Origin of the sequence: Streptomyces gelaticus, from assembly GCF_014649535.1 — a bacterium.
GTDB lineage: Bacteria > Actinomycetota > Actinomycetes > Streptomycetales > Streptomycetaceae > Streptomyces > Streptomyces gelaticus.
The window spans coordinates 118,319-129,060 of the sequence record NZ_BMTF01000022.1; the positions used below are offsets into that span (position 1 = coordinate 118,319).

The window sequence follows — 10,742 nt, forward strand, 5'->3', positions numbered from 1 at the left end:
CGGGGACCCGGTCGCTCACCGAGCCCCCGAACCGCCGCCGGTCGGGCGGTCACGCCGTCCCGGCCAGGCCGTCGAGGTAGTCGCCGATCGCCCCGCTCTCCGGGGCCGGGGCGATCAGGGCCACGTGGTTGTCGGGGCGGACCAGGACGAGGAGGGCGGTGCCCGGCTCGACTCCGTATGCCGTGCGGGCGTGGGCCGCGTCGTCGGTCAGGTCGCGCGGGGCACTCGCGTCCACCCCGTACGCCCGCACCGTGTCGCCGTACGCCGCTTCCGTCGCCCGCAGCGCCTCGGCCGTGTCCGGGCCGAAGCCCAGCAGGGTGAAGTGCGGGCCCGCGAACGCCTCGAACAGGCGGGCCGGCGCGCCCGTCGCGGTGTCGCGGCAGGGGGCGTCGGGGGCGCGGTCGCCCGCCCGCAGGCGGGGGGTGGAGCCGGGGGCGGAGAGGGAGCTCCAGGGGTAGCCGAGACCCAGGCCGGTCGTGTTCCCGGAGATCGCCGAGTCCAGGCCGCCGCCCGGCTGTCGGATCGCTTCGAGGGTCGCCCGCAGCCGCTCGGCGGTGATGTCCAGTGTCCAGGAGGCCACGGGCAGCCGCTCCTCCTCGTAGGTGTCCAGCAGCCGTGCGTCCGACCGGCCCTCGACGACCCGGGCGAGCTTCCAGCCCAGGTTGTACGCGTCCTGGATGCCGGTGTTCATGCCCAGCCCGCCGGCGACGGAGTGCACATGCGCGGCGTCCCCGGCCAGCAGCACGCGGCCCACCCGGTAGCGGTCGGCCATGCGCTCGTTGACCCGGTACGTGGACAGGAGGGTGGCCTGCGACAGGCGGTCCGCCGGGAGCCGCGTGTGCTTGGCGAACAGGCGCCGGAAGCTCTCCAGGGAGGGCGGCACGGGGGCTCCCGCCGCGTCCCGCTCCGGACCGGCCTGGAACCACCAGCCCGTGCGCGTACCCGGGATCGGGCACAGCATCACGGCGCCGTCCTCGTCGAACCACTGGTGCCAGACACCGCGGTCGAGGCCGTCCGCCTCCACGTCCCCGCAGACCATCGCCTGCTCCTCGGTCGTCTTCCCCTCGAAGGGGACGCCGAGCATCTTGCGTACGGGGCTGTGGCCGCCGTCGCAGCCCACCACGTACCGCGCCTCGATGTTCCGGCCGTCGGCCAGGGCGACGGTCACCGAATCGGGCCCCTGCGACAGGCCGGACGCCTCGGAGCCGAGCTCCACGTGCACGCCGTACTCCGCCAGGCGGTCCCGCAGGATCTCCTCCAGCTGCCACTGGGCGATGAGCGCGCCCCGGCCGTACGGCACGTCCGGCGTCGGGTGCGAGGACTCGAACGGGTCGGTGTCGGCGACCGGCAGTCCGTCGCGGTACTTGCGCATCCGCAGCGGTGCCGATCCCGCGGCCAGGACCCGGTCGGCGACGCCCAGGTCCTCCAGCACCTCCAGGGAGCGGGGGTTGGGGCCCTTGGCCCGTGAGCTGCGCGGGAATTCGGGGGACTTGTCGATGATCCGCACACCGACCGAGCGCCGCGCCAGGTCGCAGGCGAGGGTCAGGCCGGTCGGACCCGAGCCGACGATCAGTACGGGGGTGGTGTGCGTGGGGGGAGTGGGTGCGGTTGCGGGCATGAGGGCTCCTCGGTCGCGGTTCCGTGGACACCCAGGGAAACGCAACCGAGTTAAAAAAGCAACCGGGTAACTAAATTTGTGCGTGCGGGGCGGGCTCACCGGCCGGCGGATTCGGGCGCGGCGCCTGTCGCTGTGCCGCCTCCCGGGCCTCGCGCACCTGGATCCTCGTCCGCCGTGCCGTCCGGAACGCGTCCCAGGTCAGCAGGGTGAGCGCCAGCCACACCAGGGCGAATCCGGCCCACCGCTCCGGCGGCATCGCCTCGTGGAAGTAGAGGATGCCGAGCATGAACTGGAAGACCGGCGCCAGGTACTGCAACAGGCCCAGCGTGGAGAGCGGCACCCGGATCGCCGCCGCGCCGAACAGGACGAGCGGGACGGCCGTGACGAGGCCGGCCGAGGCCAGCAGCGCCGCGTGGCCGACGCCGTCGGAGGTGAAAGTCGACTCGCCCCGGGCGCCCAGCCACAGCAGATAGCCAAGCGCGGGCACGAACATCACGGCGGTCTCGGCGGTGAGCGACTCCAGGCCGCCCATGTCGACCTTCTTCTTCATCAGCCCGTAGGTCGCGAAGGAGAACGCCAGGACCAGCGAGATCCACGGAGGCCGCCCGTACCCGATCGCCAGCACGAGCACCGCCGCGAAACCGGTGCCGACCGCCACCCACTGCACGGGGCGCAGCCGTTCGCCGAGGATCAGGACGCCCATGGCTATGGTGACCAGCGGGTTGATGAAGTAGCCGAGCGAGGCCTCGACGACATGGCCGTTGTTCACGGACCAGATGTACAGGCCCCAGTTGACCGTGATCGTGGCCGCGGCCACCGAGATCAGGCCGAGCTTTCTCGGCTGCCGGACCAGTTCGCCGATCCAGGACCAGCGGCGCAGCACCAGCAGCGCGACGGCGACGAAGCCCAGGGACCAGACCATGCGGTGGGCGAGGATCTCGATCGCACCGGCGGGCTTCAGCAGCGGCCAGAAGAGCGGGACGAGCCCCCACAGGCCGTAGGCGCCGATGCCGGACAGGAGCCCCGCCCGCTGTTCATTGATCCCCTTCACGGGCCCTCCAGACGTTTCTGCGTCAACTGCATGACGGTAGCGCCGGGGAGGGCTCCATGTCATACCCGTATCGGGATACGGTCATGACATGGGGCCCCTGAGATGTGGGTGAACGGGTGTTACGCGGCGGCCACCGCGGCGGCCACCGTGCTTGCGAGCGGCGTCGTCGGGCGGCCGATGAGGCGGGCCAGGTCGCCGCTGGTGGCGGCGAGCAGGCCGCGCTTGATCGCCTCGTCGACGTCCACCAGGATCTCCGCGAAGAACTCGGGCACACCGGCGCCGACCAGGATCTCCTGGTGGGCGGCGGCGGGCACGTTCCGGTACGCGATCTCCTTGCCGGTGGCCTTCGAGATCTCCGCCGCGTACTCCGCCAGTGACCAGGCGACATCGCCGCTCAGCTCGTAGGCCGCGCCGATGTGGCCCTCGCCGGTCAGTACGGCGGCGGCCGCTGCGGCGTAGTCGGCGCGGGTGGCGGAGGCGACCCGGCCGTCGCCCGCGTTGGCGACGACGGCGCCGTGCGCCAGGACCGGGGCGAGGTTGGCCGTGTAGTTCTCCGTGTACCAGCCGTTGCGCAGGAAGGTGTGGGGCAGTCCGGAGTCGAGGATCAGCTGCTCGGTGGCCTTGTGTTCGGCGGCCAGCCGGAAGTCGGCGTCGGGGCCTCCCAGGATGCCGGTGTACGCGAGCTGGGCGACGCCCGCCGCCTCGGCCGCGTCGATGACCGCGGTGTGCTGCGGCACGCGCCTGCCGACCTCGCTCCCGGAGATGAGCAGGACCCGGTCGCCGGCCCGGAAGACGTCCTGGAGGGACTCCGGCCGGTCGTAGTCCGCGACGCGGAGCTCGACGTCCCGGGCGGCGAGCGGGGCGGCCTTCTCCTCGTTGCGCACGACGGCGGCGATCTCGCTCGCGGGCACGGTGGTCAGCAGTTGCTCGACGACGAGACGGCCGAGCTCTCCGGTGGCTCCGGTGACGACGATGCTCATGGGGGGTTTCTCCTCTTGGGTGGCGCTTGTCCTTGTTCGGGCTCGCAACTCACCGTAAGGGGTGCACTTACCGATCGAAAGTACCCACTTTGAAGTAAGGTACTGGTGTGAACGTAAGTGACCAGGGCCGGTGGCCCGGTGCGAAGGGGCAGATGTGCCCCTCCCGGCTGGTGCTGGAACATGTCACCAGCCGCTGGGGCGTCCTGATCCTGGTAGCGCTGCTGGAGCGCTCGTACCGCTTCAGCGAACTGCGCCGCGAGGTGGGCGGCGTCAGCGAGAAGATGCTGGCCCAGACCCTCCAGACGCTGGAGCGCGACGGCTTCGTGCACCGGGACGCGAAGCCGGTGATCCCGCCGCGGGTCGACTACTCGCTCACCGGCCTGGGCCGGGAGGCCGCCGAGCAGGTGTCCGCGCTGGGCCGCTGGACCGAAAGCCGCCTGAGCGCGGTGCAGGCGGCGCGCGAGGCGTACGACGAGCAGAAGGCGCACGCCCCGCAGGGCCCGCGTGGTCACTCCGGCTGAGGCGCGCGTCCCTCCTCCAGCGCGCGCGCCGCACGCGACACGTCGAACGGCAGGATCGTCACCGCCACGTGCGGCAGCTGCGACAGCGTCTTCGCCATCTGCTCGCCCGTGCCCCGGTGCAGCAGCTTCCCGAGCACATTGGTGTACATCCGCCGGGGCACCAGCACCGTCAGCGAGGTCCGGCCGTCCTGCGTGGTGCGGGTGGCGAGCTCCTTCATCGCGTGGCGCAGCCGACGGTCCGGGCATTCCACCAGCTCCAGGGAGACGGACGTGGCGGCCGTCGCCTCCCACCGGGCGGCCAGCCTTCTGCCGTGCGCCTCGTCGATCGCGAAGTGCACGGCCCGGATCTCGTCCGGGCGCAGTTCGTGCGCGTACCGCAGCGCCTTGATCGTCGCCAGGTCCAGCGTCTCGACGAGGACGAAGACCAGATGGCGCAGGTCACGGGGCCGGTCGGCGCCCGGCGGCTGGAGACTCTGGAGCGCCGCGGCCTCGCGCCGGTACTCGCGGTTGATCCGCGTCAGCGCCCACACACCGAGCGGGAAGACCACCACCACCAGCCAGGCGCCCTCGGTGAACTTGGTGATCGCGAAGATCAGCACGACGGCGGCCGAGATGGCCGCGGCGAGCGCGTTGACCGCGATCTTGAGCCGGCGGTACCGCTCCCGGCGCCGCAGGTGGTAGGCGGTGAGACCGGCCCCGGCCATGGTGAAGGCGGTGAACACGCCGATCGCGTAGAGCGCCACCAGCCTGTCCACGCTGGCGCCGGTGACCAGCAGCAGGGCCAGTGAGACGACGGTCAGCGCGATGATGCCGTTGGAGAAGGCGAGCCGGTGCCCGCGCCGGGTCAGCTGCCGGGGCAGGAACCGGTCCTCGGCGACGAAACTGGCGAGGAACGGGAAGCCCGTGAACGGTGTGTTGGCGCCGGTGTAGAGGACCAGCGCGGTCGCCAGCTGTACGAAGACCAGCCCGGCCGTCCCGAGCGGCCCGCCGCCGAAGGCGAGATGGGCTTCCTGCGCGATGACCGTCGGAGTGCCGTCGGTGTAGGGGACGGCGTGGGTGAAGTGCGCCAGCGTGGAGACGCCGAGGACCAGCACGCCGAGCACGCAGCTCATCGCGATCAGGGTGCGGCGGGCGTTGCGGCCCTGCGGTTCGCGGAACGCGGAGATGCCGTTGGAGATCGCTTCGAGCCCGGTGAGGGACGAGCCGCCGTTGGCGAACGAGCGCAGCACGATGAAGAGCGAGGCGCCGTAGAGCCAGCCCTCGGCCGGTGTGCCGAGCGGTACGACCCCGACGGCGTGCAGGTCGGCGTGCGGTAGCTCGCCGGTGAGCCCGCGCACCGTGGCGGCGACGAGGACGAGCCCGACGGCGGCCATGAAGAGATAGGCGGGCAGCGCGAAGGTGCGGCCCGCCTCGCGGATCCCGCGCAGATTCCCGTACGCGAGCAGCGCGATGACGCCGACGGAGACCGGGAGCTGGAGGTGGTCGAGGCCGGTGAAGTTGCCGCCGACCAGATGGGCGAGCGAGATCAGGGCGTTGGTGCCCGCCGAGACCTGGACGGCGACGGTGACGATGTAGTCGACGAGCAGGGCCACGGCGGCGATCTGCGCGACGTTCGGCCCGAAGTTCTCCCGTGCGACGACATAGGACCCGCCCGCCCGGGTGTAGATCATGACGACATCGCTGTAACAGAGCGTCAGAAGCAGCAGCACCAGCAGGATCGCACCGGTCACCGGCATCAGAAGAGTGAAGGCGGCGGCCCCGACGACGGGCACGAGGACCCGGAGCATCTCCTCGGAGCCGTACGCGGACGAACTGATGCAGTCGGAGGCGAGCACCCCGAGCGCCGTCCGGTTGTTCAGCTTCTCCTCGCTGATGCGCTCGGTGGTGAGCGGTTTGCCGAGCAGACGCCGCTTGATGCGGTACACGGGACGGTCCAGGGTCATGTCCACATCGTGCGCGCCGGCCGGCCGCACCCCCGGTACGCAATCGCCGGACGGGCCGAAATTCAGCCCGTCCGGCGACGGCGGGAACCGTACGGAAGGCTCAGCCGGCGACGGTCCAGTTGTCGTTGCCGGCGAGGAGTGCCGCGAGGTCGCCCTTGCCCTTCTGTTCGACGGCGGTGTCGAGCTGATCCGCCATGAGGGTGTCGTAGACGGGGCGGTCGACGTCGCGCAGGACGCCGATGGGGGTCTGGTGGAGGGTGTCGGGGTCGGCGAGGCGGGAGAGGGCGAAGGCGGTGGTCGGGGACGGGCTGTGCGCGTCGTGGACGAGGATCTCGGACGCGTTCTCCTCGGTGACCGTCACGACCCGGAGGTCGCCGGTGGCCGGGTCGCGGACGACGCCCTTGTCGTTGTCCGCGCCGAAGCGGATGGGCTGTCCGTGTTCCAGGCGGATGACCGCGTCCTGTGCCCGGTCCTTGTCCTTGAGGGCCTCGAAGGCGCCGTCGTTGAAGATGTTGCAGTTCTGGTAGATCTCCACCAGCGCCGTGCCCGGGTGGTCGGCCGCGGCGCGCAGCACGCTGGTGAGGTGTTTGCGGTCGGAGTCGATGGTGCGGGCGACGAAGGTGGCTTCGGCTCCGATGGCCAGGGAGACGGGGTTGAAGGGGGCGTCGAGGGAGCCCATCGGGGTGGATTTGGTGATCTTGCCGATTTCGGAGGTGGGGGAGTACTGGCCCTTGGTGAGGCCGTAGATCCGGTTGTTGAACAGGAGGATCTTGAGGTTCACGTTGCGGCGCAGGGCGTGGATGAGGTGGTTGCCGCCGATGGACAGGGCGTCGCCGTCGCCGGTGACGACCCAGACGGACAGGTCGCGGCGGGAGGAGGCGAGCCCGGTCGCGATGGCGGGGGCGCGGCCGTGGATGGAGTGCATCCCGTAGGTGTTCATGTAGTACGGGAAGCGGGAGGAGCAGCCGATGCCGGAGACGAAGACGATGTTCTCCTTGGCGAGGCCGAGTTCGGGCATGAAGCTCTGGACGGCGGCGAGGACGGCGTAGTCGCCGCAGCCGGGGCACCAGCGGACTTCCTGGTCGGACTTGAAGTCCTTCATGGACTGTTTGGCCTCGGCCTTGGGCACCAGGTGCAGGAGCTGGTTGGTGTCAGGCATCGATGGCCTCCTTGAGTGCCGTTGCGAGCTGTTCGGCCTTGAACGGCATGCCGTTGACCTGGTTGTGGCTGTGGGCGTCGACGAGGTACTTGGCCCGGATGAGGGTGGCGAGCTGGCCGAGGTTCATCTCGGGGACGATGACCTTGTCGTAGCGTCCCAGGGCTTCGCCGAGGTTCTTCGGGAAGGGGTTCAGGTTGCGCAGATGGGCCTGGGCGATGGGCTGTCCGGCGGCGCGGAGGCGGCGGACGGCGGCGGTGATGGGGCCGTAGGTGGAGCCCCAGCCCAGTACGAGGGTGCGTGCCTGGTCGGGGTCGTCGACCTGGAGGTCGGGGACCTCGATGCCGTCGATCTTGGCCTGGCGGGTGCGGACCATGAGGTCGTGGTTGGCGGGGTCGTAGGAGATGTTGCCGCTGCCGTCCTGCTTCTCGATGCCGCCGATGCGGTGTTCGAGACCGGGGGTGCCGGGCACCGCCCACGGCCGGGCCAGGGTGTGCGGGTCGCGTTTGTAGGGCCAGAACACGGCGGTGCCGTCGGCCAGTTGGTGATTGGGGCCGCTGGCGAGGCGGACCCGCAGATCGGGCAGCTCGTCGGTCTCGGGGATCTTCCACGGCTCGGAGCCGTTGGCGAGGTAGCCGTCGGAGAGCAGGAAGACGGGGGTGCGGTAGGTCAGGGCGATCCGGGCGGCGTCGAGGGCGGCGTCGAAGCAGTCCGCCGGGGTTCTGGGGGCCACGATCGGGACCGGGGCCTCGCCGTTGCGCCCGTACATTGCCTGGAGCAGGTCGGCCTGCTCGGTCTTGGTGGGCAGCCCGGTGGACGGGCCGCCGCGCTGGATGTCGATCACGATCAGCGGCAGCTCCAGGGAGACGGCGAGGCCGATCGTCTCCGACTTCAGTGCCACTCCGGGCCCCGATGTCGTCGTCACCGCGAGGGAGCCGCCGAAGGCCGCGCCCAGCGCCGCCCCGATTCCCGCGATCTCGTCCTCGGCCTGGAAGGTGCGTACGCCGAAGTTCTTGTGCCGGCTCAGCTCGTGCAGGATGTCGGAGGCCGGGGTGATGGGGTACGAGCCCAGATACAGCGGCAGGTCCGCCTGGCGGGACGCGGCGATCAGCCCGTACGACAGGGCCAGGTTCCCCGAGATGTTGCGGTACGTACCGGCCGGGAAGGCCTGTGAGGCGGGCGCCACCTCGTAGGAGACGGCGAAGTCCTCGGTGGTCTCCCCGAAGTTCCACCCGGCGCGGAACGCGGTCACGTTCGCCTCGGCGATCTGCGGCTTCTTCGCGAACTTGGCGCGCAGGAACGCCTCGGTCCCCTCGGTCGGCCGGTGGTACATCCAGGAGAGCAGCCCGAGCGCGAACATGTTCTTCGAGCGTTCGGCCTCCTTGCGGGAGAGACCGAACTCCTTCAGCGCCTCGATCGTGAGGGTGGTCAGCGGCACCGGATGGACGTTGTAGCCGTCCAGGGAGCCGTCCTCCAGCGGACTGGTCTCGTAGCCGACCTTCGCCATCGGCCGCTTGGTGAACTCATCGGTGTTCACGATGATTTCCGCACCGCGCGGCACATCGCCGATGTTCGCCTTCAGCGCGGCCGGATTCATCGCGACCAGCACGTTCGGCGCGTCACCCGGCGTGAGGATGTCGTGGTCCGCGAAGTGCAGTTGGAACGAAGAAACCCCCGGCAGGGTCCCTGCGGGGGCGCGGATCTCGGCGGGGAAGTTCGGCAGCGTCGAAAGATCGTTCCCGAACGACGCGGTCTCCGAAGTGAAGCGGTCACCGGTGAGCTGCATACCGTCCCCGGAATCACCCGCGAAGCGGATGATCACCCGGTCGAGGCGGCGGATCTCCTTCTCGCCGGCGCCCGCGTGATCGGAGCGGGGGGCGCGCTGGCCCCCGACGAGCGCCTCACTGGCCTCATCGGCCTGTCCGGCTGGGCTACTGACCTGGCTGGTCACTGAACTGGACCTCCCTCGGGGCGGCGGCTCGGGACCCGCCGGCCCACCGGCGGTCCCCCTGCCCACCCTACGTCGGTAAGGGTCGCCTTCCCTGGACCGATCACATGGTGGACGTCGTTTTGGGACGCGATTTGATACCGGTTTGTCACGTTTCGTAAGCCCCCCAGACGTTCGGTGAAGACGCTGTGCACTCATTCTTTGGTGCTAGGACTCCAGGTGACGTGCCCCGGCGCCGGCACCCCCGCTCCGGTCACCGCGAGGGCCGTGACCGGCCGCCCGTGGTGACCGTCATCCGGCATCTGACAGGGTGTCAGGTCATCAGGAGTTCAGGTAGGTCAGAACGGCCAGTACCCGGCGGTGATCCCCGTCACTGGGGGACAGGCCCAGCTTCAGGAAGATGTTGCTGACGTGCTTCTCCACGGCTCCGTCGCTCACCACGAGCTGTCTGGCCACCGCGGAGTTCGTCCGCCCCTCGGCCATCAGACCGAGTACCTCGCGCTCGCGCGGCGTCAGCCCGGCCAGTACGTCCTGTTTACGACTCCGGCCCAGCAGCTGCGCCACTACTTCAGGGTCCAGCGCCGTCCCGCCCTGCGCCACCCGGACCACCGCGTCCACGAATTCCCTGACCTCGGCGACCCGGTCCTTGAGCAGATAGCCCACGCCCCGGCTGGACCCGGCCAGCAGCTCGGTCGCGTACTGCTCCTCGACGTACTGCGAGAGGACCAGCACCCCGATCCCCGGATAGTCCTTCCGCAGCCGCACCGCGGCCCGCACGCCCTCGTCGGTGTGGGTCGGGGGCATCCGCACGTCGGCGACCACCACATCGGGCAGCGCGTTCTGCCCCGCCAGGTCGCCCACCGTCTTGATCAGCGCCTCGGCGTCCCCGACTCCGGCGACGACGTCATGCCCCAGATCGGTCAGCAGCCGGGTCAGACCCTCCCGGAGCAGCACCGAATCCTCGGCGATGACTACTCGCACCCTGTCCTCCACCATGAAGCCGTATCCCCCACTGTTCGCTGGTTCCGCGTGTACGGTTCCAGCATCCCAGCATCGGCGGGGTGGTGTCCTCGGCCGCCGGGTGGAGTTCGTTCGTCGCCGGGGCGGGGTTCCTCCGCCGCCGGGTGGAGTTCCGCCGTGTTCAGCCGCGCCACGGCAGCTCGGCCGTGATCCGGGTCGGGCCGCCCTGCGGTGAGTCCACGACCAGGACGCCGTCCACCGCGTCCAGTCGCTCGGCCAGCCCGGCGAGCCCGCTGCCCGACGACGCGTCGGCGCCGCCCCGTCCGTCGTCGGTGACCTGGAGCAGCAGCCGGTCCGCCGCCCGCCACACGTCGACCGAGGCGTGGGTCGCCCGTGCGTGCTTGCTCACGTTCTGCAGCAGCTCGGAGACGGTGAAGTACGCGATGCCCTCGATCGCCTGGGCCGGCCGGGAGGCCAGGTCCACCTCGACCGTGACGGGGACGGTGCAGCGGGAGGCGATGGCGGAGAGTGCGGCGTCGAGTCCGCGGTCGGTGAGGACGGCGGG

Annotated in this window: 9 protein-coding genes; 1 reads left to right on the top strand and 8 read right to left on the bottom strand. The window is 70.6% G+C overall.

Annotation, left to right across the window (positions count from 1 at the left end; translation table 11 throughout):
- Positions 1-49: 49 nt before the first annotated feature.
- The 3 genes from IE107_RS26810 to IE107_RS26820 all read right to left on the bottom strand — a co-directional run bounded on the left by IE107_RS26810 (position 50) and on the right by IE107_RS26820 (position 3,649).
- Positions 50-1,618 carry an FAD-dependent monooxygenase gene (locus tag IE107_RS26810; RefSeq protein WP_189546908.1) on the bottom strand — a complete coding sequence of 523 codons (1,569 nt, stop codon included), beginning with the start codon at positions 1,616-1,618 and terminating at the stop codon, positions 50-52.
- 70 nt (positions 1,619-1,688) lie between these two features.
- Complete coding sequence (gene rarD, locus IE107_RS26815; RefSeq protein WP_189546909.1) at positions 1,689-2,669, bottom strand: EamA family transporter RarD; 981 nt, start codon at positions 2,667-2,669, stop codon at positions 1,689-1,691.
- Positions 2,670-2,788: 119 nt separating this feature from the next.
- Positions 2,789-3,649: an SDR family oxidoreductase gene (locus IE107_RS26820; protein ID WP_189546910.1), complete on the bottom strand. Its 861-nt coding sequence runs from the start codon at positions 3,647-3,649 to the stop codon at positions 2,789-2,791.
- A 152-nt stretch (positions 3,650-3,801) separates the two neighbouring features.
- Here IE107_RS26820 and IE107_RS26825 point away from each other — a divergent pair, with 152 nt between their 5' ends.
- A complete protein-coding gene (locus IE107_RS26825; RefSeq protein WP_189546923.1) occupies positions 3,802-4,170 on the top strand; it encodes a winged helix-turn-helix transcriptional regulator in 369 nt (122 codons plus the stop codon).
- Here IE107_RS26825 and IE107_RS26830 read toward each other — a convergent pair.
- From IE107_RS26830 to IE107_RS26850, 5 genes are all read right to left on the bottom strand, one after another.
- The gene (locus tag IE107_RS26830) at positions 4,158-6,113 is read right to left on the bottom strand and encodes an APC family permease (RefSeq protein ID WP_189546911.1); all 1,956 of its coding nucleotides are present in this window, start codon (positions 6,111-6,113) and stop codon (positions 4,158-4,160) included. The genes IE107_RS26825 and IE107_RS26830 overlap by 13 nt on opposite strands.
- A 100-nt stretch (positions 6,114-6,213) precedes the next feature.
- Positions 6,214-7,272: a 2-oxoacid:ferredoxin oxidoreductase subunit beta gene (locus IE107_RS26835; protein ID WP_189546912.1), complete on the bottom strand. Its 1,059-nt coding sequence runs from the start codon at positions 7,270-7,272 to the stop codon at positions 6,214-6,216.
- Positions 7,265-9,220, bottom strand: coding sequence for a 2-oxoacid:acceptor oxidoreductase subunit alpha (locus IE107_RS26840; protein WP_189546913.1), 1,956 nt, complete (start codon positions 9,218-9,220; stop codon positions 7,265-7,267). Before IE107_RS26840 ends, IE107_RS26835 begins: the two co-directional genes overlap by 8 nt.
- A gap of 318 nt (positions 9,221-9,538) precedes the next feature.
- Positions 9,539-10,213: a response regulator transcription factor gene (locus tag IE107_RS26845; RefSeq protein ID WP_189546914.1), complete on the bottom strand. Its 675-nt coding sequence runs from the start codon at positions 10,211-10,213 to the stop codon at positions 9,539-9,541.
- A gap of 145 nt (positions 10,214-10,358) precedes the next feature.
- The coding region (locus IE107_RS26850; protein WP_373302506.1) for a sensor histidine kinase at positions 10,359-10,742 on the bottom strand (384 nt) is incomplete at its 5' end.

Excerpts from the sequence above, each read along its gene's own strand:
- IE107_RS26830 (WP_189546911.1), bottom strand. The coding sequence starts at position 6,113 with ATGACCCTGGACCGTCCCGTGTACCGCATCAAGCGGCGTCTGCTCGGC.
- IE107_RS26820 (WP_189546910.1), bottom strand. The coding sequence starts at position 3,649 with ATGAGCATCGTCGTCACCGGAGCCACCGGAGAGCTCGGCCGTCTCGTC.
- IE107_RS26835 (WP_189546912.1), bottom strand. The coding sequence starts at position 7,272 with ATGCCTGACACCAACCAGCTCCTGCACCTGGTGCCCAAGGCCGAGGCC.
- IE107_RS26810 (WP_189546908.1), bottom strand. The coding sequence starts at position 1,618 with ATGCCCGCAACCGCACCCACTCCCCCCACGCACACCACCCCCGTACTG.
- IE107_RS26825 (WP_189546923.1), top strand. The coding sequence starts at position 3,802 with ATGTGCCCCTCCCGGCTGGTGCTGGAACATGTCACCAGCCGCTGGGGC.
- IE107_RS26845 (WP_189546914.1), bottom strand. The coding sequence starts at position 10,213 with ATGGTGGAGGACAGGGTGCGAGTAGTCATCGCCGAGGATTCGGTGCTG.